This is a genomic window from Elizabethkingia sp. YR214 (genome assembly GCF_003058195.1).
In the GTDB taxonomy this organism is placed as follows: domain Bacteria; phylum Bacteroidota; class Bacteroidia; order Flavobacteriales; family Weeksellaceae; genus Elizabethkingia.
Genome location: NZ_QBUH01000004.1, coordinates 35,509 through 61,860, shown reverse-complemented (window position 1 = coordinate 61,860; position 26,352 = coordinate 35,509). Strand labels below are relative to the sequence as shown.

The following is a 26,352-nucleotide window of genomic DNA, read 5'->3' as shown; positions in this document are numbered from 1 at the left end:
AACCTTCAACATTGCTTTTAGGACACAAAGGAAAAATCAAAGATTTTTCTGTCCATACTATGCTGTTTACTGTTTTTCTTATATCTAAAAACAGTATCCTATTCATTGCTTTTAGTGCCTTCGTGTTATGCTTACAGCCATTAGTTCTTATAGAAATGAGGTTAACGGACTGGATGCTACTGCTCCGGAATGTATATCCCCCAGTTGGGCTTCAAAACCTCTTCTGCCAGCTATAACAGCTTCTTTGAATGCTATAGCCATTTGTACAGGATCACCGGCAACAGCAATTGCTGTATTTACCAGAACGGCATCTGCTCCCATTTCCATTGCTTTTGCAGCATCCGAAGGTGCTCCTATACCAGCATCCACTACTACAGGTACATTACTTTGTTCAATAATAATTTCCAGAAAATCCAACGTTCGCAAACCTTTATTACTACCTATTGGTGCGCCTAAGGGCATTACTACAGCTGTTCCCGCATCTTCCAGCCTTTTACACAATACCGGATCGGCGTGTATATAAGGCATTACGATAAAACCTAATTTAGCCAGCTGTTCTGTAGCTTTCAGTGTTTCTATAGGATCCGGCAATAGGTATCGGGGATCGGGATGTATTTCCAGCTTCAGCCAGTTTGTTTCCAGTGCTTCTCTCGCCAATTGTGCTGCCAATACAGCTTCCTGTGCATTTCTGGCTCCGGATGTATTGGGCAAAAGATGAACATTTGGCAATTGTAAAGCAGTTAATAAATCATCAGAATCCGACTGATGGTCTATACGCTTTAGTGCCATCGTTACCAATTCGGATTCGGAAGCTTTTACAGCTTTTGTCATTTGGGACATGCTCCCAAACTTTCCTGTTCCCAAAAATAATCTGGAAGTATAAATTCTGTCTGCTATTTGTAAGTTACTCATTGAATATTGTTTTAATGGTTGAAATTAGTTCAGGATTTTTAGCAATCAGTCCGGATACAGCTACGCCATACAGGCCTATATCCTGCAATAGTTTAATGTCTTCCAGCTGAATTCCGCCAATTGCGAATACTGGTGGCAGTATGATTTGTTGATCCTGAAAATGTTTAAAAATATTTTTATAGCCTTCCGGCCCCAAAACCGGACTAAGTTTCTCTTTTGTAGAAGTAAAACGAAAAGGGCCTAAACCAATATAATCGCATTTCTCATCGATACGCTGTTGTAAATCCTGAATTGTATTGGCAGTTCCCCCAATGATTTTATTATTTCCTAAAATACTTCTGGCCTCTGCTACCGGAGTATCAGCCAGCCCGAGATGCACACCATCTGCACCCGTTTCTTTAGCTAATGTAACATGATCGTTTAGAATATATTTAGCTCCGAAATCACTACAGTAGTTCCGTATTTTAGCACATAGTTTTTCTAAAGACTTATCATCAGTATTTTTCCAGCGTACCTGAATCCAGTCTGCTCCGTTTAACAAAGCTTTCAGGATATTCTTTTCTTGCTCTTCTGCATTAGCTCCTTGTGATATATATTGCAATCTGCTCAGCATAAATTCTATATTTGAATTAAAGGTTGTTTTTGCATCTTAAAAAACTTTGAAGCGGGTGTAGACTTTGCCAGATATTCCCCAGCATAGCCACACCATCTGCTCTTGATTTTAATACTATATCTATATTATTTTCATCTATTCCCCCCAGTCCTATTAGCTGAACATTTTTATTGGTTCTTTGTTCTAGATCATCCAGAATATTGTGCTCAGCTCCATAACCTTGCTTGGATATGCTCGGAAATACAGGAGATAAGAAAGCATAAGTCCATTCCGTACCCAATGCATTAAACTCTTCAATAGAATGAGTGGAGGTAGACAAAATATACTTTCCCTGAAAGTTTATATGTTCTCCGTTTAATCTGCTTTCTTCCCTGAAATGCAATCTTATAATACCAAATTCTTCCGCCAGATTGTGATGAGAATGCAAAACCAGTCGATGTCTGTAATCTTCATCAACCTGGCTAATGTAATCACGCATGGCAACATCAGACAGCCAATACTTCCGGATATGGAAATAACTTAGTCCATTGGCAAAAAGTTCATTGATCCAGAAGGTTTCTTGTTCTGCTTCCTGTTCCGGAGAGAAAACAATGATCATAAATAGATTTCTTTACCTGATTCTATAAATTCTTTCGACTTTTCATTCATTCCTTGTTCGGCAGCATCCCGAATCTCCTGAGTAATTTTCATTGAACAGAATTTAGGTCCGCACATCGAGCAGAAATGAGCTACTTTTGCCCCATCTGCTGGTAAAGTTTCATCGTGGAATTCTCTTGCAGTGTCCGGATCCAGAGATAGGTTGAACTGATCTTCCCAACGGAATTCGAATCTGGCTTTGCTCAGCGCATTATCCCTATATTGTGCTCCCGGATGTCCTTTTGCAAGATCTGCAGCATGAGCCGCAAGTTTGTAGGTAATCACACCGTCTTTTACATCTTTCTTGTTTGGTAAACCTAAGTGCTCCTTTGGCGTAACATAACACAACATTGCACAGCCATACCAGCCAATCATGGCAGCACCTATCGCTGAAGTAATATGATCATAACCAGGTGCTATATCTGTTGTTAATGGTCCTAGTGTATAGAAAGGCGCTTCATCACATTCTTCAAGCTGCTTCTCCATATTTTCTTTAATCATGTGCATCGGTACATGCCCAGGCCCTTCTATCATTACCTGTACATCGTGTTTCCATGCAATTTTGGTGAGCTCACCCAAAGTTTCCAACTCTGCAAATTGTGCAGCATCATTAGCATCGGCAATAGAACCCGGTCGCAACCCGTCGCCCAAAGAAAAAGCAACATCATAACGCTTCATAATTTCGCAAATCTCTTCGAAGTGCGTGTAAAGGAAATTTTCCTGATGATGAAACAAGCACCATTTAGCCATAATAGATCCGCCACGTGAAACAATCCCCGTAACACGACTGGCTGTAAGATGGATATAGCGCAACAATACGCCTGCATGAATTGTAAAATATGATACACCCTGCTCTGCTTGCTCTATCAGCGTATCTCTGAAAATCTCCCATGTAAGATTTTCTGCAACACCTTTTACTTTTTCCAGCGCCTGATAAATAGGAACGGTACCAATAGGAACCGGAGAATTTCGGATAATCCATTCCCGTGTTTCGTGGATATTTTTTCCGGTAGATAAATCCATAATCGTATCTGCTCCCCAACGGCATGCCCATACTGCTTTTTCTACTTCCTCTTCGATATTGGAAGTAACAGCACTGTTACCAATATTGGCATTTATTTTCACCAGGAAATTACGCCCAATAATCATAGGCTCGCTCTCAGGATGATTGATATTATTTGGGATAATTGCTCTTCCGGCAGCAATCTCGCTGCGTACAAATTCCGGGGTAATTTTCCCTTTGGGAGTATTAGCTCCAAAGCTATCGCCGCGGTGCTGTGCAGCCATTCCTTTGGTAGAGGTTTCTAACTGCTCAATTTTCTGATTTTCGCGGATGGCTACATATTCCATTTCAGGGGTAATGATTCCTTTCTTTGCATAATACAACTGACTTACATTCATTCCTTCTTTGGCAACCATTGGTTTGTGACTGTATTCAAATCTCAGATCATCCAACTTAGTATCTGCAAGTCTTTTTTTTCCATATTCAGACGTTATACCTTCCAGTACTTTTACATCCGATCTGTCCAGAATCCATTGTTCACGGATTCTGGGTAATCCTTTACGAACATCTATAACTGCCTGATCATCGGTATAAGGTCCTGAAGTATCATATACCGTAACCGGCGGGTTGACTTCTATACCTCCCGAACTAAGCTTGGTCGGGCTAAGTGAAATCTCACGCATTGCCACTTTAATTGGGAAAAGCTGACCATCGATGTATACTTTTTTAGAATTAGGCAACGATGCCTGTGTGATTGTCTTCATTTTTCTGTCTTTTATTATTTACTTAGTATTAACCTCCTTGTGTTGCGGTGATAATAAGAACAGAATCTTTATCCTGAAGAATAGTATTGCCCCAGTCGGTTTTGGGAATAACCTGATTGTTTACAGCTACAGCAATACCTTTGGACTTGCCGCGGGCTTCCAGATGTATTAGCGCTTCCAATGTGGAAGGTAAATGTGTGTAATGTTTTTTCTCGTGATTAATTGTGAGTTCCATTCCTGTTAAAATTTTAGATATAAAACTTCAGGAATGGCCACAAAAGTGCAGAAAGCACCAATGAAGACATTTTACTTTTCCCTACGCCAGTATGATCCGGATCAGGTTCTGAGGGTAAAATCTCAGCCCGCATATTTGCAGACACCCCTAAAGTCGTCTACAAAGATAGAAAAAAACCGACAGGTTGTATATGATCCCCGAAATTCTTTATTCAGATAGTCATTAATTACTCCCCCCTATTATTTTAGAAATAGAAAATTTCATGTAAATTTGGAGTTATTTATTACATAATGAAGAAGTTTATATTTCCTTTATTAGTTTTCGGGACACTAACATTTGCCCAGAAAAAGTATGTGATGGTGATCCACGGAGGTGCCGGAACAATAACCAAAGCCAACCTTTCTCCTGAAAAAGAAAAAGAATACCGCGAAAAACTTACAGAAGCCTTACAAAAGGGATATGCCGAGATCAAAAACGGTAAATCTTCTTTAGATGCAGTATCCGCTGCTATTATGGTTATGGAGGACTCTCCTCTGTTTAATGCCGGAAAAGGTGCTGTCTTTACTAATGAAGGAAGAAATGAACTCGATGCATCCATTATGAATGGAAAAGACCAGAAAGCTGGTGCTGTTGCCGGTGTTACCACTATAAAAAATCCAATTCTGGCAGCAAGAGCTGTTATGGATAAATCGGAACATGTTATGATGGCTGGTCCCGGAGCAGAGAAATTTGCAAAAGAACAAAAACTGGAAATTGTAGATCCTAAATACTTCTGGACTGAAAAAGCGTGGAACAGCCTGCAAAAAGCTAAAGCCATGGAATCTTCTAAAAAGACAGGTCAGAATAATAAAGAAAACTATCCTGACTATTTCATCATCGATCATAAATTTGGTACTGTTGGAGCTGTAGCACTGGATAAAAATGGAAATATTGCTGCCGGAACATCTACAGGGGGTATGACCAACAAAAAGTATGGTCGAATCGGTGATTCACCTATTATTGGTGCTGGTACTTATGCCAATGAACAAGTAGGAATTTCCGGGACAGGATGGGGAGAATTCTTTATCCGTACAGTAGCTTCCAAAACAGCCGCAGACCGTATGAAATATCTCCATAAACCCGTTGCTGAAGCAACACAGGAAAGTATCGATGAAATTGGTAAACTGGGTGGAAACGGAGGTCTTATAGCACTGGATAAAGAAGGAAATGTAGCAATGCCATTCAATACTGAGGGAATGTACCGCGGAACAGTAACCGATAAAGGCGAAGTAGAAGTATATATCTACAAATAATCCCTGAAACAATTTCTGAAAAGAAAACTAACAAGAAAAAATTAAAATGCTAAAAGCTATAAATGTTACCAAAACCTATAATGCAGGAAAAAAGGTAGCACTCAACAACTTCAGTATCGAGGTTCCAACAGGAAGTATTTACGGTCTTCTGGGGCCTAACGGTGCCGGAAAAACATCATTTATCCGTATTATCAACCAAATCACGCAACCAGACAGCGGAGAAATTTTTATAGACGGACAAAAATTAAGCCCTGAACATATTCAAAAGATTGGTTACATGCCGGAAGAGCGTGGATTATATAAAAACATGACTATTGGCGACCAGCTTACCTATTTTGGAGAGCTGAAAGGTATGTCCAAACACGATGCCATTACACAGGCTAAATATTGGTTCGAGCAGCTGAACATAGACCAGTGGTGGAAGAAAAAATTGTCTGAGCTTTCAAAAGGGATGGCACAAAAGATTCAGTTTGTTGTAACTGTGCTACACCAACCTAAACTGTTAATTCTGGATGAACCTTTTTCAGGATTTGACCCTGTAAATGCGAATCTGATTAAAGACAAAATCTTGCAATTGAAAGAGCAGGGAACAACAATCATTTTGTCTACACACCGTATGGAATCTGTAGAGGAAATGTGTGATTATGTTGCCCTGATTAACCAGTCTAATAAAATACTGGACGGAAAGGTATTCGATGTTCGCGAGCAGTTTAAACAAAACTTGTTCAACGTAGTGCTTACCGATATCCAGTCTGAAAATTTTGAGGGCTTTAAAGCAAGATATACACCAGATAGTATTATTCAGGAAAACGGACTGATAAGCTTCCAGATCCGTAATGAAAGCAATACTAACGAGCTGCTTGAAGAGCTATTGAAAACGGGTAAAGTAAGAGTTTTTGAAGAGAAAATCCCTAGTATGAATGAGGTATTCATTAATGCTGTAAAGTAAATTTCTAATCTTAAACTCAACGAAGTGGTTCTGCCGAACCAAATTTCATCCCAACAACTGAACTTATGAAAAATATTATACTTATTACCAAAAGAGAATATCTTACACAGGTAAAGAAAAAATCTTTTGTTATACTTACCCTTATGGCCCCTATCCTGCTTTTATTATTTGGTGCTGTAATTACCTATATGTTCAAAGCGAACAAAACCCATTATAACATTGCAGTAGCTGATAATAGCCAAGGCTTTTCTAAAATGAAAAATACTGGTGATATTACTTTCCAGTATGTATCTGAAAAAAGCGCTGAAACTATAAAGAAAACCTTAACAGAAACAGAAGCTATAGACGGTATTTTGGTAATTCCGAAATTGGAGGACAATGATTACAGCAAACTGGAAACACAAACCAGACTGTATACAAATAAGCAGATAGGATTCGATTCCCGTAAAGAAATTTCTTCGTCTATTTCCGATGAAATCAGAAAGCTTAAAATACAACAACTGGGTATAAAAGAATCACAAATCCTGAATCTTAATCAGAATTTCACACTGAATACGGAGAACCTTAAGGAGAAAAAGCAAGATGATGATGCTTTTCTTTTCGGAGTAAAATCTGCATTAGCGGGTATCCTGATGTATGCTACATTTATGTTTATCATTATGTATGGTGTACGGGTAATGCGTAGTGTATTAGAAGAAAAAAACAACCGTGTTGTGGAGATTATTATTTCCTCTGTAAAACCTTTTGAGCTAATGATGGGGAAAATCCTGGGTGTAACCCTGGTAGCCCTTACACAGTTTGTTATATGGATTGCTATGACGGTAAGTGCCGCTATATTTTTCAATCAAAAATACTCAGTTGCTGCTGCCGGACCAATGGACAAATTAGGAAATATCCAGGAGATCTTTACTATGGTATCACACAGCCTGTTAGGTATGGATTATGTAACGATTATCGGTGTTTTTATCTTCTATTTCCTTTTAGGATACATCTTCTACAGCTCTATCTATGCAGCTGTAGGCTCTGCCGTAGACAATGAAACAGAAACCCAGCAATTCACATTATTTGCGATTTTACCACTAATGCTGAGCCTTTATGGCAGCTTTAGCATCATGAATAATCCTGAAGGCCCTCTGGCTTTTTGGCTGTCTATAATTCCGTTAACATCACCAGTCGCTATGATTGCCAGAATACCATTTGGTGTACCTATGTGGCAATTATTACTTTCCATGGCATTACTTGCCACATCGGCTCTGTTTATGATCTTTGTAGCAGGGAAAATCTACCGTGTGGGTATTCTGATGTATGGCAACAAAGCTTCGGTAAAAGAGCTTTGGAAATGGATCAGAAGCTAGCCTAATTATGAAGTTAGAAAGATTGAAATTCAACAGATAAGTCTATAAAATAAAAAATCCCGGTGATCCGGGATTTTTTTATGTATTAATGTTATTTGTCTTATTTGAAGATATAGCTTACACCAACGCTCGCTACTTGTTCAGACTTGCTCTTAGAGCTTAGTTCGTTTACTAAACCTTTGTAAGTATTGGTAAGTCCTAAGTCATACTTAATTGTGAATTCCCATTCTCTTTTAAGGCTATAACCTATTCCTAATCCGATCCCAAAGTTAAAACTTGCCGCTTTACCATTAAAGTTGCTAGCCCCATTATAATCAGGATCATAATAAGGTCTGTCAGCCGGAACATTTTTAACATTCTGATTTACCAGGAAGTTAAATCTTGGACCTGCCATTGCAAAAAACTCAGATGGTGCTTCAGAGAAATAAGCTTTGAAGTATACCGGAACACTGATGTAGTTATTTGCATATACTGCATTGTAACCATTAGCATTACGATCTCCGTTTTTAAAATCGCTGTCTTTTCCTGTTTCACCAGCACCATAGAATAATACCTCTGGCTGTAAGAAAAACTGATTAGCAGTTCCTATTGGGATTAAAGCTAATCCACCTGCCTGAAAAGTATATCTTGCACCTGATGGTCTGTGTGCATTGCTCACTCCTGAACGGTTAAGCCCTGCACTAACTCCAAATCTGGTGTTGTTGAAGTCGATCTGAGCAAACGAAAGTGTAGATATTGCTAATGCAGAAGTAAAAAGTAATTTTTTCATAAAATTCTGTTTTTTTTAATTTTATGAGGCAAATATAATAAAAACTTTCACTACATAAGCTTTTTGACTGTCACATATGTACTACACTGCCTATAGGGCATAAAAAAATCCCGAAAATTCGGGATTTTTTTTATGTTTTTAGCAAACAATTATTTGTTTAAAACTTTTGCTACAGTAATACCGATATCAGCAGGAGAAGCTACTACGTTGATTCCACATTCTGCCATAATCTTCATTTTAGCCTGAGCTGTGTCATCATCACCACCTACGATAGCACCTGCGTGCCCCATTGTTCTTCCTTTAGGAGCTGTCTGACCTGCGATGAAACCTACAACCGGCTTAGTAGAACCAGAAGCTTTGTACCATTTAGCAGCATCACCTTCTAACTGGCCACCGATCTCACCGATCATAACTACAGCTTCAGTTTCAGGGTCATTGATGAATAATTCTAAAGCTTCTTTAGTAGTAGTACCAATGATTGGGTCACCACCAATACCGATAGCTGTAGAAACTCCGAATCCAGCTCTTACAACCTGATCAGCTGCTTCATATGTTAAAGTACCTGACTTAGATACAATACCTACTTTACCTTTCTTGAAAACGAAACCTGGCATAATACCAATTTTAGCCTCGTCAGAAGTAATGATACCAGGGCAGTTTGGACCGATTAAACGACAATCTTTATCCTGGATATAGTCCTTAACTTTTACCATGTCAGCTACAGGAATACCTTCAGTAATACAAACGATTACTTTGATACCTGCATCGGCAGCTTCCATTACTGCATCAGCAGCAAATGCTGGTGGTACGAAGATAATACTTACATTAGCTCCTGCTTTTTCTACAGCTTCTGCAACAGTGTTGAATACAGGCTTTCCTAAGTGCTCAGAACCACCTTTTCCTGGAGTTACACCACCTACTACATTTGTTCCGTATTCTATCATTTGACCTGCATGGAAAGTACCTTCATTACCGGTAAATCCTTGTACGATTACTTTCGAATCTTTGTTTACTAATACTGACATTGTTGATTTTTTGTAAAATTAATATTTTTTATTAGATTTTTGAAATTTAATTAAAGCCTGCTAAGCTTCACCGCTTTTTTATAGAACTCTTTTGCCGGTTCAGCAGGAGCACCGAAATATGTACCTGTTTTCAAGTCTTTAGAAACACCTGAGGTTGCCAAAACAACTGTTTTATCTTCAATTGCTACAGAAGATGCAACACCTACCTGTCCCCATAGTGTAACATCGTTTCCGATATTACAACATCCGGCAATACCTACCTGTGATGCAATAAGACAACGTTCACCAATAATGGTATCATGTCCTATCTGTACCTGATTATCTATTTTGGTAGATTTTCTGATTAGTGTAACATCAGTAACACCTCTGTCTAGTGTACAGTTAACACCAATCTCTACATCGTCTTCTAAAACAACATGTCCAACAGACTGAAGTTTTTCGAAACCTTTGGCTGTTTTACGGTAATAAAAAGCATCACCTCCCAACACAGTTCCTGACTGGATAATCACATTATTACCAATAACTGTTCTGTCACCAATAACCACATTAGGATGGATCATACAGTTATCTCCTATTTTCACATCGTTTCCGATTACTACAGAAGAGTGAATAATAGTAGCGTCTCCAACTTCAAGATTATGTCTTTCTTCTTTGAAGTCCTGAGTTCTGGTAAAGTGGGTATTGATTAAGTTGAAATCGCGGAACGGATCCTCAGAAATAAGAAGTGCTTTTCCTTCCGGACATTCTACTTCCTGATCTATAAGAACAATAGTAGCAGCTGAATTTAAAGCTTTGTCATAATATTTTGGATGATTGACAAAGACAATATCTCCGGCTGTAACACGATGTATTTCATTAGTGCCTAAAACCTGAAATTCAGCATCACCAACGTAGCGTGCTCCGATAAGATCGGCAATCGTCTTCAGGTTCTGAGCTTTTTTAAATTTCATTCGTATATTTTTTTAAGATCTGATAAAATGTAGTTGTTAAGTTGTAATCAACAACTACATTCTATCAAAGTTTCATCTTATTTAATTCTTTCGATGTAGCTACCGTCTTCAGTATTGATTCTGATTTTTTCTCCCGGTTCAATAAATAAAGGAACCAGTACTCTTGCACCTGTTTCAACGATTGCATTTTTCAATGCATTAGTCGCTGTATTTCCTTTTACACCCGGATCAGCTTCAATTACTTCTAAAGTTACAGTTGGTGGAATTTCCGCTGATAACGGAGCTTCATCTGCTTCTTTTAAAACGATTGTAACCTCTTCACCAGCTTTCATAAACTGAGCATTTTCAATCATCTCTTTGTTGATATAGATCTGAGTGAAGTCATCATTGTTCATGAAATGGAAGCCATTTTCATCGTCATAAAGGTACTGAAATTTTCTGGTAATTACTTTAACCTCTTCGATCTTGTGTCCTGCAGAAAATGTATTATCTAACACCTTTCCGTTGGTTACACTTTTCAGCTTTGTTCTTACGAAAGCAGGACCTTTTCCTGGTTTTACGTGAAGGAATTCAATTACCTTATAGATATCATTGCTAAATTCAATACAAAGACCTTTTTTAATGTCTGAAGTTGTTGCCATTGAGTATTTTATATTTTTTTTTGTTTCTTTTTTCTAGTCTTTTGAAGAATTACCATATCCTTTTACAATACCTCTTGGCGAGTTTTGGATAAAAGTAATAATCTCATCTCTCTCCGCAGTAGGAAGAAGCTCTTTTTCAATATATTCTATTGCCTGAGTAGCGTTTTTCTTCATCTGGAAGATAGCGCGGTAGATAGACTGGATTTCATAGATTTTCTCGTTCGTAAAACCTCTTCTTCTTAAACCGATAGAGTTAATACCAGCATACGAAATAGGTTCTCTGGCTACCTTTATATAAGGCGGAATATCTTTTCTTACCAAAGTACCTCCGGAAACCATTACATGTTTTCCGATTCTGGAGAACTGATGTACTGCACTAAGCCCACCGATAAATGCATAATCATCTATTTCTACGTGACCGGCAATACCACTTCCGTATACTAATACAACATGATCTCCAATGACACAGTCATGTGCGATATGTACATTAGCCATAATAAGACAGTTATTACCTAGCTTGGTATATCCTAGTGCTTTTGTTCCTTTGTTAACCGTTACATTTTCTCTGATAGTGGTATTATCTCCGATAATTACCTGTGTATCTTCACCTTCATATTTAAGATCCTGAGGAGCCGCAGCTATTACAGTTCCGGGGTAAATTTTACAATTATTCCCGATACGTGCCCCGTCCATAATGGTTACATTTGGTCCGATCCACGTTCCTGACCCGATTTCCACATCTCCTGCGATGGTTGTGAAAGGTTCTACAATAACCTGACTTCCTATTTTTGCTCTTTTATCTACAGCGGCTAATTGATGTATCATCACTTACTTATTCGGTTTTATTTTTTGCTACCTGTGCCATTAGTTCTGCTTCAATAGCTACAGTATCTCCTACATAGCCATATCCCTGCATATGAACAATTCCTCTTCTGATAGGTTCCATTAATTCAATCTTGAAAATAACGGTATCTCCCGGAACAATTTTTCTTTTGAACTTTACATTGTCCATTTTAATGAAATATGTAGAGTAATTTTCCGGATCCGGCACGTTAGCCAATACTAAAATACCTCCTACCTGTGCTAAAGCTTCCACTTGTAATACACCTGGCATTACTGGTTCTTTAGGAAAATGTCCTACAAAGAAAGGTTCATTCATGGTAACATTTTTCAACCCTACCACGTGGCTGTCAGATAATTCTAAGATTTTATCTACTAATAAGAATGGCGGACGGTGAGGAAGAAGTCTCATAATCCCGTTTATATCATAAACAGGATCTGCCTTCAAATCAAAATCCGGCACATTTTTCTTTTTCTGCAATTTATATTGTCTGTTTAATTTTTTAGCAAATTGTGTATTTACAAAGTGCCCTGGTTTGTTAGCGATAACTTTACCTTTTATTTTAACACCTACTAAAGCAAGATCACCAATAACGTCTAATAATTTGTGGCGTGCAGCTTCGTTTGGATATTTAAGGGTAACATTATCTAATATACCGTTTGGCCTGATAGAAACATCTTCCTTACCAAAGGCAAATTTTAATTTTTCTATAGTTTCAGGTGTTAATTCTTTATCAACATATACGATAGCATTGCTGATGTCTCCACCTTTAATTAATCCATGATCTAAAAGCATTTCCAATTCGTGTAAGAAACTGAATGTTCTTGCGCTGGAAATTTCATCTTTAAATTCAGAAATATGTTTCAGACTTGCATTCTGAGTCCCCAAAACTTTAGTTCCGAAATCTACCATACAGGTAATTTCGTAGTTGTCTGCAGGGATTATTGTGATCTCTGAGCCTGAAGCTGGATCTACATAATTCAATACCTCTTTAATAACAAGGTAATCTCTTTGTAGTTCCTGCTCTTCTACGCCAACAGATTCAATGGCCTCAATAAAGTATTTAGATGATCCATCTAAAATAGGAGGTTCTGAACTATCCAGTTCGATAATAACATTATCAAGATCCATCCCTACCAACGCTGCTAAAACGTGCTCTGAAGTATGAATGCTTACTCCTTTCTTTTCAAGGGAAGTACCTCTTTCTGTACTGGTAACATAATTAACATCTGCTTCTACTGTAGGATGTCCTTCCAGATCAGTACGTACAAACACAAAACCTGTATTTTCTTTTGCAGGTTTCAGTGTCATAATTACATTCTTACCGGTATGAAGTCCAATTCCCGAAAGGGTTACTTCTTCTTTTAAAGTCTTTTGCTTATCACTCATTAGTGCTATCTTTTGAGTTTATGTTTTCTAAATTATTAATTCTTTGTACGATATTCGGGAAATTACGGAAATGTACATAACTTCTTCTGAAGTCAGTTGCCGAAATTGCAGGTGATCCGTAAAGGACTTCGTGATCGCTAACACTGCTATTAACTCCGCTTTGTGCCTGGATTTTCACCTGGTTCCCAATATTAATATGCCCTACAATTCCTGTCTGTCCACCAATCATATTCCAGTGGCCGATAGTTGTTGAGCCTGCAATTCCTGCCTGAGCTGCAATTACATTGTTCTCACCTAATTTTACGTTATGGGCAATCTGAATAAGGTTATCCAGCTTAGTTCCTTTACCTATAATTGTGGAACCAATCGTAGCTCTGTCTATAGTACAGCCAGCGCCTATTTCTACATTGTCTTCAACAATTACATTTCCTAATTGCGGGATTTTTTTGAAACCATCTGCTGTAGGCTGGAAACCGAACCCGTCTCCACCGATTACAGTATTGGAATGGATCACACAATTGTCCCCGATTACACAGTCATCGTAAATTCTGGCACCACTATCAATCTGACAGTTTTTACCAATCTTTACATTTTTACCAATGTAAACTTGTGGATAGATTTGTGAACCTTCACCAATAACAGATTTATGAGAAATATAGGTAAATGCTCCGATATAGACGTCATCCATTATTTTAGCAGATTCACTGATAAAAGCAGGTTGTTCTATTCCTGTCTTTTTTGACTGTAAATCCTGATACAGATTCATCAATACCTGAAAAGCTAAATATCCATCTTCCACAGCAATCAGGGCAGACGGATATTTTTTATCTTTATCTATTAAATTTTCCGAAATAATAACGACCGAGGCCTCAGTATTATCCATCAGGGGTAAATACTTAGCATTCGCAAGGAAAGAAAGATTACCTTTCCTACCCTCCTCAATCTGAGAAAATCCGGACACTTTTGTCTCAGGATCCCCTATAACTTTACCTTTAACTAGGTTTGCAATTTGCTCTGCAGTAAATTCCATAGTTTGCAAAGATACTAAAAAAGTGAATAATTTTATCTTTTCAGATCCTGAATTACAACAGGTAAAACTTCTCTCGGAAAAGATAAGATATATTTAGTGCTGGGCGTCTTTAAATGCTGGGTTAATATCTGATTTTCGGACTTATCTAATGCAAAAACATCTTCGGATTTACTTTTCAGAAAAATAGGCTGCTTGTTCGTATCATATGGCAGCAAAGTTCTTTCGATTTGATCCACAAGCCATTCCGCATTATCTATTCCGTAGAATTCATTGGTCTTTTGGATAATTTTGTCCACAGTCTTTTGGTCAAAAGCTTTTTCCGAAATAATATTTTTAGGAAAATGTCTCTGAGTAATTGATTTACATAAATGGCTAAGTACAAGATCTGAATGGTTCTGCCAGTTTTTAAGCCCAAACATAATGTCTGAATCATCCATCTCGGTAAAGCGTCTGAGATCTTCCTCAGTCATTTTATCAAATTTATTTTTCTTCAGGAAATAGCTTAGATTTTCTGTAGCAATAAGATCCTCGCCCTGTGCAGCCAATTCTTTTGCTCTTTTCAGGACTTTTATAAGTAAATGCTCTGCAACTGCAGATGTCTTATGGAAATAAACCTGCCAGTACATAAACATCCTGGCTGTTAAGAAATTCTCTATAGAATAAATCCCTTTTGCATCAATAACCAGTTCATCTTTATGTACATTCATCATAGAGATAATTCTCTGGGTATTTACATTCCCTTCTGTAACACCTGTATAAAAACTATCCCGTTTCAGATAGTCCAAACGATCCACGTCCAGTTGGGAAGAAACTAGTTGATTAAAAAATTTACGATGGTATTTCCCTTGAAACATCTGTATTGCCAAATCCAGCTGACCATTAAAATGTTCATTAAGCTTCTCCATTAAAAGGATGGATAAACGCTCGTGGTGGCAATCGTTCATCAGTACAGATTCCAATGCATGAGAATAAGGACCATGGCCTACATCATGCAAAAGTATAGCCAATAAAGCTGCTTTTTCTTCTTCCTGAGATATCTCTGTTCCTTTCATTTTCAAAGTTTCCAGAGCTGTAAACATTACATGTGTTGCTCCCAGTGCATGGTGAAATCTGGTATGCATAGCGCCCGGATAAACTAAAGAAAGTAATCCTGTCTGCGAAATTCTGCGTAACCTTTGAAAATATGGATGCTCTATAACATCAAAAAGTATTTCATAAGGAATTTTTATAAATCCGTGTACCGGATCATTAACGATTTTCAGTTTATTAACCATTCAGAAAATTTTAGCATCAAAAAGCTACACAAATGTAGTCAATTCCATACAGAGTTAACGGTTTTTAACGCAATCAATTGTCATTTTAGCTATTAATTAAGAACTTTTGGTCGTATTTTTGAAGAGCATAAAAAAGTTATGATGATTGAGACATTACAAATACTTTTCAAAAGAGATCTTCTGAAGCTGAAAACTGAGATCGAATCTTATCAGTCAGAAGAAAATATCTGGAAAATATCACAACATATCAGCAACTCTGCGGGTAATTTGTGTCTGCATCTTATAGGAAACCTCAACCATTTTATCGGTGCTATTAGCGGTAAAACAGGTTATATAAGAAATAGAGAAGCTGAATTTTCTCTGAAGGATGTCCCAAGAACTCAACTAACAGAGATGATAGACAATACCATTCTGGTAATAGAGAGTACGCTGAACAATCTTAATGAAGATTATCTAAAAAAAGAATATCCGCTTGTTGTTTTCGAAGATAAAATGAGTACCGAGTTTTTCTTTACTCATCTTACGGCACACCTCAGCTACCACCTTGGGCAGATTAACTATCACAGAAGATTATTAGAATAAAAAAAGAAATAAAAAGAAATTATGTCAGGAAAGATATTATGGGTAGATGATGAAATCGATTTACTAAAACCTCACATGGTATTTCTGGAGGCTAAAGGCTATGCTCTGACTCCGGTAAACAATGTAAATGAGGCGCTGGAAATTCTGGAAAAAGAAAAATATCAGCTGGTGCTTATCGATGAGAATATGCCGGGAATTTCAGGATTGGAAGCAATCCCGATGATTAAAAATATAGACTCCACTATCAAAATTGTAATGGTTACCAAAAGCGAAGAAGAGCACCTGATGGAGCAGGCTATTGGTTCTCAGATTTCGGACTATATCCTAAAGCCGGTAAATCCCAATCAGATTTTGCTGTCATTAAAAAAGAATCTTCAGAGCGAAGATCTTGTGGAACAAAAGACCATACTGGAATACCAGCAGGAATTCAGAAACCTTAGTATGGAACTTTCTTACCTGAACAGTTTTCAGGATTGGGCAGAATATTACAAGAAAATTCTGAACTGGGAGATAAAATTCGATAAAGTCCTGAACAATGAGTTTTCAGACCTTTTACTTAGTCAAAAGGAGGAAGCAAATATTCAGTTCGCTAAATTTATTGAGAACAACTATGCAGACTGGCTAAACTCTAACGAAAAGCCATTAATGTCGCATACTTTGTTTAAAGAGAAAGTAAAACCTGAGGTTGAGAAAGACAAAGTACTTCTTCTGATGATAGATAACCTGCGTTATGATCAGTGGAAAGTTATAGAGCCTTTGTTTACTCGTTTTTACAACAAAACATCGGAAGATTATTATTTCAGTATCCTGCCGACTGCAACACAGTATGCAAGAAATTCATTCTTTGCGGGGCTGCTTCCTTCAGAAATAGAAAAAAGATTCCCCGAATACTGGTTTAATGATAATGAGGAAGGAAATAAAAACGAACATGAGAGAGACTTTCTGGAAGATCAGATGAAGCGTTTAGGACTTTCCGGCAAACATCTGAAGTATCTAAAAATATTAAATGCTGACTTTGAGAGAAAAATCTATGAGGATTTTAATCAGCATAAAAACAATGACCTTTTAGTTATTGTTTACAACTTTATCGATATTCTTTCTCATGCTAAAACTGACAACGTAATCGTTGACCAGCTTATTCGTGATGATAAAACTTTCCGTTCACTAACTGAACACTGGTTCGAGAATTCTTCTCTGATGAAGATTATCCGACTTGCAGCGGAGAACAAGTTCAAATTGGTTATCACAACGGATCATGGTACTATTTATGTAAAAAAACCAAGTAAAGTAATTGGTGACCGTGAGACGTCTACCAATATCCGTTATAAAACCGGAAAAAGCTTAACATACGAGGATAAAGATGTATGGGCAATAGATTTCCCTGAGAAACTATTCTTACCAAAAGGTAATCTTAGTTCTAAATATATTTTTGCCAAGAACAATACTTTCTTAGCTTATCCTAAGAATTACAATCATTTTGTCAACTATTACAGGGACACCTATCAGCATGGTGGAATTTCTCTGGAAGAAGTAATTATTCCGATTGCTATTTTGGAACCGAAATAAACAAGACAAAATTTAAAATACCGAAACATACTGTAAACAAACACCTTTACAGCCAAAATGATAAAAGCCAGTTAAATTATTTACCTGGCTTTTTTGTTTTGTAACATTAAAAAATACAAATTTGCAGGATTAAAGAATAAAAAATGCTGGAAATTGAAATTTCTTCCATAGAACAATGGCAGGAGGTTGCTGAGAAAATCAAGCAACATCTGAAGCATAATATCCTGTTTCTGAAAGGTAATCTTGGAGCAGGAAAGACGACATTTACACAACAGCTTGTAAAAGCTTTGGGAAGTAACGACGAAGTTACCTCACCCACTTATTCTATTGTAAATGAATACGAGAGCCCAAAAGGCAAAATTTTTCATTTTGACCTTTACAGGCTACGCAACTTAGAAGAAGTATACGACATTGGCATCGAAGATTATTTGGACAATGCCTTCCTTAGTATTATTGAATGGCCTGAGATATTTCAGGATGAAATTTCTGATCTACCGCACCACGAAATGGAAATCACAAATTCTGATAACACAAGAACAATAAAATTTAAATAGTCCTATCTTTGTTATAAGGATTGATATAAAAGTTAGAAAATGGGTACAACAATTTTTACACCTTTCACAGAAAAAGAACTCATCCCCAAGGAAGAGAAATTAGAAATTGTACGAAAGGAAAAAAAGTTCAGCATCGGAATTCCGAAAGAAACATGTCTTGACGAAAAAAGACTATGTCTTACACCAGATGCAGTACAGGTATTAGTACAGGCCGGACACCGCATTATTATGGAAAATGGTGCAGGAGAAGGTTCTTTTTTTACTGATTTGCAATACGCTGAGGCAGGTGCAGAAATGACAACAGACACTCAGGAAGTATTTAATCAGAATATTATTCTGAAAATCAATCCGCCAACACTGGAGGAGATAGAATTCCTTAAGCCTTGTTCTTACATTATCTCTGCATTACAGATCAACCTGAGCTCCAAAGAATACTTCAAGAAATTATCCGAAAAGAAAATCAATGCAATTGCGTTCGAATATATTATGGATGAGTATAAGCAGTATTCTCTTGTGCGTCTTATCGGAGAGATTGCCGGTACGGTTTCTATTCTTTACTCTTCTGAACTTCTTGCACAGACCAACGGGCAAATGCTTGGCGGGATCACAGGAGTAAGACCTACAGAAGTTGTAATTGTGGGTGCCGGAATTGTAGGTGAATATGCAACAAAAGCAGCTATTGGATTAGGTGCCAGCGTAAAAGTATTCGATAATTCTTTATCCAAACTAAGAAGGCTAAATGTGATGGTAGACAGCAGAGTACCTACTTCTATTATCGATCCAAAAGAATTAAAAAAGAGCCTGAGACGCGCCGATGTTGTAATCGGAGCATTACCAAGGCTTAATATGTTCCCTATCGTTACCGAGGATATGGTAATGCATATGAAAAAGGGCAGTGTAATTATAGACGTCACTGTAGACAATGGCAAAAGTGTCGAAACATCAGAACTTACCACTCTTTCCAAGCCTACATTTATAAAGCACGGTGTTATCCATTGCGGATTACCTAACCTTACCTCCCGCATGTCCAGAACAACAACAAAGGCTATAAGCAATTTCTTCTTAAGCTACTTACTGGATTTTGATCAGGAAGGCGGTTTCGAAAATGTTCTGGTAAAAAATAGTGAAATGAAGCAGAGCCTTTATATGTATAAAGGCAGACTTACGAAGCAGGCTATTGCAAACAAATTCGGAATGCAATACCACGATATCAACCTTTTAATTTTCTAAATGCGGAGATTCAGATTTTATTTAATAGGCCTTATTCCGGGCATCATCATTGTATTTTTTATTCTAAACCAAAAAGGAACCAGTTGTTCTTATTTTCCAAATGACCGTGTGGTTGCGGAAACCCTTACGAAAGACTTTGTTCTTTCTCCGGATTTTCAGCAAGAACTAAAGGCATTAAACCTGAATGAGAAATTCCTAAAGGACAGTATTGTGAGCAAGGGAAAAATAGACTTTGACAGAAGTGAAGCTCAAAAGCAGCCTTGCCCAAAGTACTTGCTTTTCTATCCTTCCAAAAAACCTGTATACGAAGTACAGTACGAAAAATGCAAAGAAAATGCTCAGTTTATCAACATCAAAAAGATAAATTAACCATAAACAAATGACCGGAAGAAATTCCGGTCATTTTTATTTATAATCTCCAGCCTTGTCAAAATTAATATTTAGTATTATGCTCACCTTCATAAGGCACTTTAATTCAAGAGATCAGGTTAAATTCTACAATTAATTGAGAAAACTTATCTATGCTTTATTGGATTAAAAATTTGATTTACTTTAGGTAATCCTTACCTTTAGGTTATGAAAATCCTAAACTCCGATCAGATTAAACTTCTAGATCAGGAAACTATTGCGATTCAGAATATATCCCCGTGGCAGCTAATGGAACGTGCATCAGAAGCAGTCACCGATGCTATTCTGGATAAAATAAAGGGCCAGCAACCAGTTTTCAGTATATTTTGTGGAAAAGGAAATAATGGTGGTGACGGTCTGGCAATAGCCAGAATTTTATTCAGAAAAAATTTCGAAGTCAACATCTTCCTGCTCCAGGCCGAGCAATATTCCAAAGAAAATCTGGAGAACCAGAAAAGGTTAAAAAATATGGGTATCAACGTTACTTTTTTCAATGAAAGCACTACTGTTGATATTCATGAAGGTACCATAGTGATAGATGCACTTTTCGGAAATGGCTTACACACTCCTTTAGATAAGAAATGGAAAGATGTTTTCCAACAGATTACAAATTCTTCACCTCTTAGTATTTTTGCGGTTGATCTGCCATCAGGCTTTGTTGCTGACCGTGCAATGGATGAAGATTATCCCTGTATGAAAGCTGATCATGTGTTTACTTTTGAGATACCAAAAGCAGGTCTTCTGTTCCCAGTATCACAAAAATGGTTGGACGATTTCTCCATTGTTAAAATAGACCTGGATAAAAACATCCGGGATAGTTTTGATTCTTTCTATTATTTCGTCGAAAAAAGGATGGTAAAAAAGCTCTTAAAACCAGCTTCAAAATTTTCGCACAAAGGAACTTTTGGCCATGTATTAATTATGGGGGGCAGCTACGGAAAAATTGGGGCTACAGTTCTAAGTAGCCTGGCAGCACTAAAAACTGGCAGTGGTCTTGTCACTACTTATTTACCTAGATGTGGTTACAATATTATGCAGAATAGCATAACAGAAGCTATGTGTATCACAGATCCTAGTGAAGAGTATTTATCCAAAGCTCCGGATTTAAGCACATATCAGGCTATAGCTATTGGTATGGGTGCAGGTCAGCACAAAGAAACAGAAAAGCTAATATTAAAATGTCTGAAAGATAATCCTAATCAATATTTTGTTATTGATGCCGATGCTTTAAATATTCTGTCAAAGCAGAAAAAGCCCTTTCAATATATTCCAAAAAACGCTATTCTTACACCTCACCCAAAAGAGCTACAGCGATTGATTGGTGATTGGAAGGATGACTTTGAAAAAATTGAAAAGGTAAGAGCTACCACCTTAAAATATGAAATCAATATCTTAATAAAAGGAGCTTACACCGCCAGTATATTATCCGATGGCAATTGCTATTTCAACTCCACAGGTAATTGGGGAATGGCGACTGCAGGTTCCGGAGACACTCTTTCTGGAATACTTGTTTCACTTTTAGGGCAAGGTTATTCACCTCACGAAGCCTGCCTTTTAGGCACCTATTTACATGGATTAGCCGGAGATTTAGCAACAGAAAAAATACATCCGCATTCTTTGGTTGCTTCTGATATTTCAAATTTTATAAGTGCTGCTTATTTTGATCTTACCAGGTAAAAATGAATTCTAAACGGATTTTAAAAGGAACTAATATTTTTTGAATAAAAAATTTTGTCACCTCATCCTTAATTTCTAATTTAGCCTCGTGAAAATGAACAACGCATATTATTATTCTAATCTTAACGACCGTTAGGACAAGAATGATATGTCAAAATATTAATAAACCCTGTCCTTATAAGACAGGGTTTATTTTTTTAGTATAGTAAAGAAAACAGAATCATGAATATCAGTATTATTGGAACTGGGCTTATCGGCGGATCGATGGCCTTAAAATTAAAACAGAAAGGGCTTGCCTCTAAAATTATTGGAATTGACAAAAATGAAGAACATTTAAAAGAAGCTAAATCATTAGGAATTATAGATGATTATCTTCCTTTTGATGAAGGTGTAAAAAGTGCTGACCTGATTATTGTTGCTATCCCCGTAGATGCAGCCCGAATAATTCTTCCTAATATACTGGATCTGCTAAATGATAAGCAGACAATAATGGATGTAGGTTCTACTAAAGACGGAATTGTAAAGGCTATTAAAAATCATCTGAATCGTCCCAGATATGTAGCAACTCACCCTATGTGGGGAACCGAGAATAGTGGCCCGACTGCTGCAATGGCAGATGCTTTTACCGGTAGAGCGGCGGTGATTTGTAATCAGGAAGAATCTGCAGAAGATGCTGTAGAATTGGTACAAAGAGTGTATGGTGCTCTGGAAATGAATTTATTGTATATGAATTCTGAAGATCATGATATCCATACAGCTTATATCAGCCATATATCACACATTACTTCGTATGCACTTGCCAATACGGTTCTTGAAAAAGAAAAAGAGGAAGATACTATTTTTCAGCTGGCCAGTTCAGGTTTTTCAAGTACAGTGCGTCTGGCAAAATCACATCCGGAAATGTGGGTACCTATCTTCAGACAAAATAAAGAGAATGTGCTGGATGTTCTCAATGAACATATCTCTCAGCTGAGAAAGTTCAAATCGGCGCTGGAAAAAGAGAATTATGAATATTTGGAGGAATTAATTCTTAAGGCAAATAAAATAAGAGGGATCCTGAAATAGTATTTAAAAGCTTTCAAAAGACAACTAAATAAGCAAGAATCGGGTTGTAAAACATTCTGTTTTGGACAAAATTTGTAAGAAAAAAGAATGAATACAAATTTTAAAATTCAGGGACTAGATCACGAAATATTTTCACCATTATTTGCTTTGTCAGACGAAGAATTAGCAAAACGTAATATTGTCCGAAAAACAGTTAATAAAGCCAATGCTTTTCCCTGTCGTATTAGTCTGGAAGATGCTGAGATTGGAGAAAGTGTTCTATTATTATCATTTGAGCATTTAAAAACCAATTCTCCCTATAATTCTGCAGGTGCAATTTTTATTCGAGAAAATGCCCGGACAAAAGAAATAGCGGAAAATGAAATTCCGGATATACTCACTAGAAGACTCTTATCCCTCCGCGCTTATGATAAAAATGAAGCTATGATACAAGCTGATGTTATAAACGGAACAGAACTTAAAAATGTTTTGCATCAGTGGTTAGAAAATACGGATATTGACTATATCCATATTCACAATGCCAAACCAGGCTGCTATAGTTGTCTGGCTAAGCGTTCAGTTTAAATTAAGGAAAAAGGCTTCATTAATTTGAAGCCTTTTGTTTTTGTTGATATTCACTGATTAAATCCAGTGTATGTTGTATTGATGTTTGATCCTTCCAGTCATCGTGACCTGCAACGACATACTGAACATCGGGAAATTTCTGCTGAATGTTGTGTATGGATTGTGTCCAGTCATTTACATAAGCTTCTCCAATAAACCCAAGGTCTTTCGAATCACCGCTTTTTACAATGCAGCCTCCTACTAATACTTTGTCTTTAGGGAACCACACAACCACATTATCTGCTGTATGACCTTTTCCCGGATAATAAACCTGAAATTCGGTCTTACCTACTTTAAAGGATTTATTATTATCAAAAGTATACTGCGCTCTTGGCTTATTCTCTTTTGCTAAAATAGAGTCTGTCATTTTAGTAGAATAAGTTTTTGCACCTAGTTTACCAAAATATTCAAAACCTCCGGCTCTATCATCATGAGAATGAGTAGCAATGTTCATGATGACTTTCTTTCCGTGTTTTTTATAAATCTCGTCTGTAAAACTTTTAAATTTATCTTCTCCCCATGGAGAATCTATAACCACTACTCCTTTATCAGTTACCATATATACCGCATTAGCTGCATATTTAGTTCCTTTGAATGTATTATAGGTTGTATAAACGTATAAATTTTCTTTTAATTTTTCAATTTTAATATCAGGATTTTGTTGTCCAAAAACCTGTAGTCCTGTAAATCCTAAAGCCAGAACCAATACCCCTTTTAATCTTTTCATCATTATTTTCTTCTTTGTATTATTAACACTCTGCTACATTTACTGCTACAGCAAGCCCTCCTTCCGATGTTTCTTTGTATTTGGTATTCATATCCAAAGCAGTCTCCCACATCGATTTAATAACCTGATCCAATGAAACTCTCGCATTATCCGGATTAGATTCCAATGCAATATTAGAGGCTGTTATAGCCTTTATAGCTCCCATTGAATTTCTTTCGATACATGGAATCTGAACAAGTCCACCAATAGGGTCACATGTTAGTCCTAAGTGATGCTCCATTGCAATTTCTGCCGCCTGCAATACCTGTTTTGGAGAGCCGCCCATAATTTCGGTTAATCCGGCTGCTGCCATTGCTGAAGATACTCCGATCTCTGCCTGGCAACCTCCCATTGCTGCGGAAATAGTTGCATTCTTTTTAAATAGTGTTCCTATTTCACCGGCTACAACTAAGAACCTTACAATATCATCGTCTGAAATATGCTCAGTAAAACATTGCGAGTACATCAGAACTGCAGGAATTACTCCACTTGCACCATTTGTAGGTGCAGTGATAATTCTTCCGAAAGAAGCATTTTCTTCATTTACTGCTAATGCAAAACAGCTTACCCATTTATTAATTGTACTGAATGTTTCTTCAGCATCTACAACCAACTGGAACCACTCGTTTATATTTTTATAAACTTTATCACCTAAAAGCTTCCTGTTAATACCTGCAGCACGACGCGTCACATTTAATCCGCCCGGAAGAATACCTTCACGGTTTACTCCTTTGTAAATACATTCTTTAATCTGTTGCCAGATATATAATGCCTGCTTGCGGGTTTCCTCTTCTGATCTCCATGATTCTTCGTTTAAAAGAATAAGATCCGAAATCCTGTTAAGGTTTAGTTTGTCGATATACTTTTTAATATCTTCGGCATGGTGACACGGATACAGTGTACGAACACAATTATTTTCTATTGAATTTTCTTCCTGCGTCGCTACAAATCCACCACCTACAGAATAATAATCTTTGGATATTTCATCACCATTATCGAAAACGGCACGAAAAATCATTCCGTTAGGGTGAAAATCCAGAGCTCTTTCCATATTCAAGATTAAGTGATGTCCATATACAAAAGGAATCACATGCTCTCCACCAAGATTTAACTTCTGAGATTCTTTTATCTCAGCTACTTTATCATCTATTTTAGATGTATCTATTAATTTAAAATCTTCACCACTCAGCCCCATCATTCCGGCAATATCGGTACCGTGTCCGATTCCCGTTTTGGCTAGTGAACCAAAGAATTCTACAAAAACTTCTTTTACATCTGCTATTTTATATTCGCGACGGATATGATCCAGAAACATTTCTGCTGCGTTCCATGGGCCCATAGTATGAGAACTGGAAGGGCCTATACCCACTTTTATAATTTCAAAAACACTAATCGATTGCATAATCTGAATTTATACAAATTTAGCATTTTATCTACAGGTAGTCAATGATAAATATGGGTTATAACAGGTGAATTTGAAAATTTGGAAATAATTAAATCAAAGCAATGAAAAGCTCATCAATTTCTAAGATATTAACCAAAAACTTCCCGTAAAATATCCGATAATTCTTTCGCTCTGGTGACGGGGAACAAATGAGAAGCTCCTTTAATAATATAATCCGGAGCAGAATTTTTTACAGGGAATACCACATCTTTATCAGCCAAAATCTGAACGACTTCTTTTTGCTCCTCCCCTTTCCAGTTTAAGATCTGATGAATACACCATTTTAGATAATAAGGCTGTCTGACCGTAAAGTATTCATACAGCTTATCAATCCTTTTGTCATTAGCTTTACGGAAAAAAGCATAGGAAATAGCTTTCTTATTGGAGAAAAAACTCATCGGAACTACTTTGTATAAACGCAATAGCTGATTCCAATTAAAGAACCTTGATTTCTCATGACATGATTTAATACTCCCCAGAATAACAATCTTTTTTGCAGGTTTCAGTTTATGAATTTCCTGTACCAAAACACCACCGAAAGAATAACCTAATAAATAGAACTCTTTGCTATCGTCTATCTTTTCTGCCATCCTGGAAATATAATGATCAAAATCTTCATCCCTTTCCGGCATTAGCCAATCGATAAAAACAGGCTCAATATCTTCCTTAAAAGTTATTTTGTCAAATACACGTGCATTGGCTCCCAGCCCGCTGATGATATAGAGTTTTATTTTAGAATCCTGAGGTTGCATTTAACTACAAATATAATATAAACCGAA

At 37.1% G+C, this 26,352-nt stretch carries 27 protein-coding genes and 1 riboswitch; of the genes, 11 read left to right on the top strand and 16 right to left on the bottom strand.

The features are described from left to right. Positions 1-147 precede the first annotated feature (147 nt). From C8J95_RS08875 to thiS, 5 genes are read right to left on the bottom strand one after another with little or no spacing between them, the layout of a single operon-like run. Complete coding sequence (locus C8J95_RS08875) at positions 148-912, bottom strand: thiazole synthase (RefSeq protein WP_107808024.1); 765 nt, start codon at positions 910-912, stop codon at positions 148-150. Continuing rightward, the gene (locus C8J95_RS08870) at positions 905-1,525 is read right to left on the bottom strand and encodes a thiamine phosphate synthase (protein ID WP_107808023.1); all 621 of its coding nucleotides are present in this window, start codon (positions 1,523-1,525) and stop codon (positions 905-907) included. Before C8J95_RS08870 ends, C8J95_RS08875 begins: the two co-directional genes overlap by 8 nt. Before the next feature lie 16 nt (positions 1,526-1,541). Then, positions 1,542-2,123, bottom strand: a complete 582-nt coding sequence (locus C8J95_RS08865) for a thiamine phosphate synthase (protein ID WP_107808022.1) — start codon at positions 2,121-2,123, stop codon at positions 1,542-1,544. After that, complete coding sequence (gene thiC, locus C8J95_RS08860; protein WP_107808021.1) at positions 2,120-3,928, bottom strand: phosphomethylpyrimidine synthase ThiC; 1,809 nt, start codon at positions 3,926-3,928, stop codon at positions 2,120-2,122. Before thiC ends, C8J95_RS08865 begins: the two co-directional genes overlap by 4 nt. 28 nt (positions 3,929-3,956) lie before the next feature. Beyond that, positions 3,957-4,163, bottom strand: a complete 207-nt coding sequence (gene thiS, locus C8J95_RS08855) for a sulfur carrier protein ThiS (protein WP_059345333.1) — start codon at positions 4,161-4,163, stop codon at positions 3,957-3,959. A gap of 61 nt (positions 4,164-4,224) precedes the next feature. Further along, a riboswitch (TPP riboswitch) is annotated at positions 4,225-4,322 on the bottom strand. 131 nt (positions 4,323-4,453) lie between these two features. On the opposite strand from thiS, the gene C8J95_RS08850 reads away from it, so the two are divergent. The 3 genes from C8J95_RS08850 (at position 4,454) to C8J95_RS08840 (ending at position 7,759) form a co-directional block, all read left to right on the top strand. After that, positions 4,454-5,455 carry an isoaspartyl peptidase/L-asparaginase family protein gene (locus C8J95_RS08850; RefSeq protein ID WP_107808020.1) on the top strand — a complete coding sequence of 334 codons (1,002 nt, stop codon included), beginning with the start codon at positions 4,454-4,456 and terminating at the stop codon, positions 5,453-5,455. Positions 5,456-5,501: 46 nt separating this feature from the next. Then, complete coding sequence (locus C8J95_RS08845; protein WP_107808019.1) at positions 5,502-6,404, top strand: ABC transporter ATP-binding protein; 903 nt, start codon at positions 5,502-5,504, stop codon at positions 6,402-6,404. A gap of 65 nt (positions 6,405-6,469) precedes the next feature. Continuing rightward, a complete protein-coding gene (locus C8J95_RS08840) occupies positions 6,470-7,759 on the top strand; it encodes an ABC transporter permease (protein WP_107808018.1) in 1,290 nt (429 codons plus the stop codon). A 100-nt stretch (positions 7,760-7,859) separates the two neighbouring features. Here C8J95_RS08840 and C8J95_RS08835 read toward each other — a convergent pair whose 3' ends face one another. From C8J95_RS08835 to C8J95_RS08800, 8 genes are all read right to left on the bottom strand, one after another. Beyond that, positions 7,860-8,528: a porin family protein gene (locus C8J95_RS08835; RefSeq protein WP_107808017.1), complete on the bottom strand. Its 669-nt coding sequence runs from the start codon at positions 8,526-8,528 to the stop codon at positions 7,860-7,862. A 149-nt stretch (positions 8,529-8,677) separates the two neighbouring features. Further along, entirely contained in the window at positions 8,678-9,553 is an 876-nt protein-coding gene (gene sucD / locus C8J95_RS08830) for a succinate--CoA ligase subunit alpha (RefSeq protein ID WP_059324822.1), read from the bottom strand. 50 nt (positions 9,554-9,603) lie between these two features. Beyond that, positions 9,604-10,503 (bottom strand): UDP-3-O-(3-hydroxymyristoyl)glucosamine N-acyltransferase, encoded by a 900-nt coding sequence (locus tag C8J95_RS08825; RefSeq protein WP_107808016.1) that lies wholly within the window; start codon positions 10,501-10,503, stop codon positions 9,604-9,606. Between the two features lie 77 nt (positions 10,504-10,580). Further along, positions 10,581-11,144 carry an elongation factor P gene (efp, locus tag C8J95_RS08820; RefSeq protein WP_107808015.1) on the bottom strand — a complete coding sequence of 188 codons (564 nt, stop codon included), beginning with the start codon at positions 11,142-11,144 and terminating at the stop codon, positions 10,581-10,583. Between the two features lie 33 nt (positions 11,145-11,177). Continuing rightward, positions 11,178-11,969 carry an acyl-ACP--UDP-N-acetylglucosamine O-acyltransferase gene (lpxA, locus tag C8J95_RS08815; RefSeq protein ID WP_107808014.1) on the bottom strand — a complete coding sequence of 264 codons (792 nt, stop codon included), beginning with the start codon at positions 11,967-11,969 and terminating at the stop codon, positions 11,178-11,180. A gap of 7 nt (positions 11,970-11,976) precedes the next feature. Next, positions 11,977-13,374, bottom strand: coding sequence for a bifunctional UDP-3-O-[3-hydroxymyristoyl] N-acetylglucosamine deacetylase/3-hydroxyacyl-ACP dehydratase (locus tag C8J95_RS08810; RefSeq protein WP_034869797.1), 1,398 nt, complete (start codon positions 13,372-13,374; stop codon positions 11,977-11,979). Continuing rightward, positions 13,367-14,404 carry a UDP-3-O-(3-hydroxymyristoyl)glucosamine N-acyltransferase gene (gene lpxD, locus C8J95_RS08805; protein WP_107808013.1) on the bottom strand — a complete coding sequence of 346 codons (1,038 nt, stop codon included), beginning with the start codon at positions 14,402-14,404 and terminating at the stop codon, positions 13,367-13,369. Before lpxD ends, C8J95_RS08810 begins: the two co-directional genes overlap by 8 nt. A 32-nt stretch (positions 14,405-14,436) precedes the next feature. Continuing rightward, positions 14,437-15,678, bottom strand: coding sequence for an HD domain-containing protein (locus tag C8J95_RS08800; RefSeq protein WP_107808012.1), 1,242 nt, complete (start codon positions 15,676-15,678; stop codon positions 14,437-14,439). A gap of 141 nt (positions 15,679-15,819) precedes the next feature. On the opposite strand from C8J95_RS08800, the gene C8J95_RS08795 reads away from it, so the two are divergent. The 8 genes from C8J95_RS08795 to C8J95_RS08760 all read left to right on the top strand — a co-directional run bounded on the left by C8J95_RS08795 (position 15,820) and on the right by C8J95_RS08760 (position 23,324). Then, positions 15,820-16,260 (top strand): DUF1572 family protein, encoded by a 441-nt coding sequence (locus C8J95_RS08795; protein WP_107808011.1) that lies wholly within the window; start codon positions 15,820-15,822, stop codon positions 16,258-16,260. Positions 16,261-16,281: 21 nt separating this feature from the next. Then, positions 16,282-17,826 (top strand): PglZ domain-containing protein, encoded by a 1,545-nt coding sequence (locus C8J95_RS08790; RefSeq protein ID WP_059154949.1) that lies wholly within the window; start codon positions 16,282-16,284, stop codon positions 17,824-17,826. A gap of 143 nt (positions 17,827-17,969) precedes the next feature. Further along, positions 17,970-18,380, top strand: a complete 411-nt coding sequence (gene tsaE / locus C8J95_RS08785) for a tRNA (adenosine(37)-N6)-threonylcarbamoyltransferase complex ATPase subunit type 1 TsaE (RefSeq protein ID WP_078795350.1) — start codon at positions 17,970-17,972, stop codon at positions 18,378-18,380. 39 nt (positions 18,381-18,419) lie between these two features. Then, entirely contained in the window at positions 18,420-19,610 is a 1,191-nt protein-coding gene (locus tag C8J95_RS08780; RefSeq protein WP_059154948.1) for an alanine dehydrogenase, read from the top strand. Continuing rightward, a complete protein-coding gene (locus C8J95_RS08775; protein WP_034869804.1) occupies positions 19,611-19,979 on the top strand; it encodes a hypothetical protein in 369 nt (122 codons plus the stop codon). 207 nt (positions 19,980-20,186) lie between these two features. Next, positions 20,187-21,695, top strand: coding sequence for an NAD(P)H-hydrate dehydratase (locus tag C8J95_RS08770; RefSeq protein ID WP_107808010.1), 1,509 nt, complete (start codon positions 20,187-20,189; stop codon positions 21,693-21,695). Between the two features lie 222 nt (positions 21,696-21,917). Further along, positions 21,918-22,760, top strand: a complete 843-nt coding sequence (locus C8J95_RS08765) for a prephenate dehydrogenase (protein ID WP_107808009.1) — start codon at positions 21,918-21,920, stop codon at positions 22,758-22,760. A gap of 87 nt (positions 22,761-22,847) precedes the next feature. Continuing rightward, positions 22,848-23,324, top strand: a complete 477-nt coding sequence (locus C8J95_RS08760; protein ID WP_107808008.1) for a DUF1203 domain-containing protein — start codon at positions 22,848-22,850, stop codon at positions 23,322-23,324. 19 nt (positions 23,325-23,343) lie between these two features. Here C8J95_RS08760 and C8J95_RS08755 read toward each other — a convergent pair whose 3' ends face one another. From C8J95_RS08755 to C8J95_RS08745, 3 genes are all read right to left on the bottom strand, one after another. Next, positions 23,344-24,093, bottom strand: a complete 750-nt coding sequence (locus tag C8J95_RS08755) for a subclass B1 metallo-beta-lactamase BlaB-28 (protein WP_107808007.1) — start codon at positions 24,091-24,093, stop codon at positions 23,344-23,346. A gap of 19 nt (positions 24,094-24,112) precedes the next feature. Then, positions 24,113-25,531: an L-serine ammonia-lyase gene (locus C8J95_RS08750; protein WP_107808006.1), complete on the bottom strand. Its 1,419-nt coding sequence runs from the start codon at positions 25,529-25,531 to the stop codon at positions 24,113-24,115. A gap of 131 nt (positions 25,532-25,662) precedes the next feature. After that, positions 25,663-26,325, bottom strand: coding sequence for an alpha/beta hydrolase (locus C8J95_RS08745; protein ID WP_107808005.1), 663 nt, complete (start codon positions 26,323-26,325; stop codon positions 25,663-25,665). Positions 26,326-26,352: the final 27 nt, after the last annotated feature.

Bases quoted from the DNA above. Each gene is read 5' to 3' on its own strand.
- C8J95_RS08780 (WP_059154948.1), top strand. From the start codon at position 18,420: ATGGGTACAACAATTTTTACACCTTTCACAGAAAAAGAACTCATCCCC.
- lpxA (WP_107808014.1), bottom strand. From the start codon at position 11,969: ATGATACATCAATTAGCCGCTGTAGATAAAAGAGCAAAAATAGGAAGT.
- C8J95_RS08870 (WP_107808023.1), bottom strand. From the start codon at position 1,525: ATGCTGAGCAGATTGCAATATATATCACAAGGAGCTAATGCAGAAGAG.
- C8J95_RS08845 (WP_107808019.1), top strand. From the start codon at position 5,502: ATGCTAAAAGCTATAAATGTTACCAAAACCTATAATGCAGGAAAAAAG.
- C8J95_RS08775 (WP_034869804.1), top strand. From the start codon at position 19,611: ATGCGGAGATTCAGATTTTATTTAATAGGCCTTATTCCGGGCATCATC.
- C8J95_RS08800 (WP_107808012.1), bottom strand. From the start codon at position 15,678: ATGGTTAATAAACTGAAAATCGTTAATGATCCGGTACACGGATTTATA.
- thiC (WP_107808021.1), bottom strand. From the start codon at position 3,928: ATGAAGACAATCACACAGGCATCGTTGCCTAATTCTAAAAAAGTATAC.
- efp (WP_107808015.1), bottom strand. From the start codon at position 11,144: ATGGCAACAACTTCAGACATTAAAAAAGGTCTTTGTATTGAATTTAGC.
- thiS (WP_059345333.1), bottom strand. From the start codon at position 4,163: ATGGAACTCACAATTAATCACGAGAAAAAACATTACACACATTTACCT.
- C8J95_RS08750 (WP_107808006.1), bottom strand. From the start codon at position 25,531: ATGCAATCGATTAGTGTTTTTGAAATTATAAAAGTGGGTATAGGCCCT.
- C8J95_RS08745 (WP_107808005.1), bottom strand. From the start codon at position 26,325: ATGCAACCTCAGGATTCTAAAATAAAACTCTATATCATCAGCGGGCTG.
- C8J95_RS08865 (WP_107808022.1), bottom strand. From the start codon at position 2,123: ATGATCATTGTTTTCTCTCCGGAACAGGAAGCAGAACAAGAAACCTTC.
- C8J95_RS08760 (WP_107808008.1), top strand. From the start codon at position 22,848: ATGAATACAAATTTTAAAATTCAGGGACTAGATCACGAAATATTTTCA.
- sucD (WP_059324822.1), bottom strand. From the start codon at position 9,553: ATGTCAGTATTAGTAAACAAAGATTCGAAAGTAATCGTACAAGGATTT.
- C8J95_RS08795 (WP_107808011.1), top strand. From the start codon at position 15,820: ATGATTGAGACATTACAAATACTTTTCAAAAGAGATCTTCTGAAGCTG.
- C8J95_RS08840 (WP_107808018.1), top strand. From the start codon at position 6,470: ATGAAAAATATTATACTTATTACCAAAAGAGAATATCTTACACAGGTA.
- C8J95_RS08875 (WP_107808024.1), bottom strand. From the start codon at position 912: ATGAGTAACTTACAAATAGCAGACAGAATTTATACTTCCAGATTATTT.
- C8J95_RS08790 (WP_059154949.1), top strand. From the start codon at position 16,282: ATGTCAGGAAAGATATTATGGGTAGATGATGAAATCGATTTACTAAAA.
- C8J95_RS08765 (WP_107808009.1), top strand. From the start codon at position 21,918: ATGAATATCAGTATTATTGGAACTGGGCTTATCGGCGGATCGATGGCC.
- tsaE (WP_078795350.1), top strand. From the start codon at position 17,970: ATGCTGGAAATTGAAATTTCTTCCATAGAACAATGGCAGGAGGTTGCT.
- lpxD (WP_107808013.1), bottom strand. From the start codon at position 14,404: ATGGAATTTACTGCAGAGCAAATTGCAAACCTAGTTAAAGGTAAAGTT.
- C8J95_RS08755 (WP_107808007.1), bottom strand. From the start codon at position 24,093: ATGATGAAAAGATTAAAAGGGGTATTGGTTCTGGCTTTAGGATTTACA.
- C8J95_RS08825 (WP_107808016.1), bottom strand. From the start codon at position 10,503: ATGAAATTTAAAAAAGCTCAGAACCTGAAGACGATTGCCGATCTTATC.
- C8J95_RS08835 (WP_107808017.1), bottom strand. From the start codon at position 8,528: ATGAAAAAATTACTTTTTACTTCTGCATTAGCAATATCTACACTTTCG.
- C8J95_RS08770 (WP_107808010.1), top strand. From the start codon at position 20,187: ATGAAAATCCTAAACTCCGATCAGATTAAACTTCTAGATCAGGAAACT.
- C8J95_RS08810 (WP_034869797.1), bottom strand. From the start codon at position 13,374: ATGAGTGATAAGCAAAAGACTTTAAAAGAAGAAGTAACCCTTTCGGGA.
- C8J95_RS08850 (WP_107808020.1), top strand. From the start codon at position 4,454: ATGAAGAAGTTTATATTTCCTTTATTAGTTTTCGGGACACTAACATTT.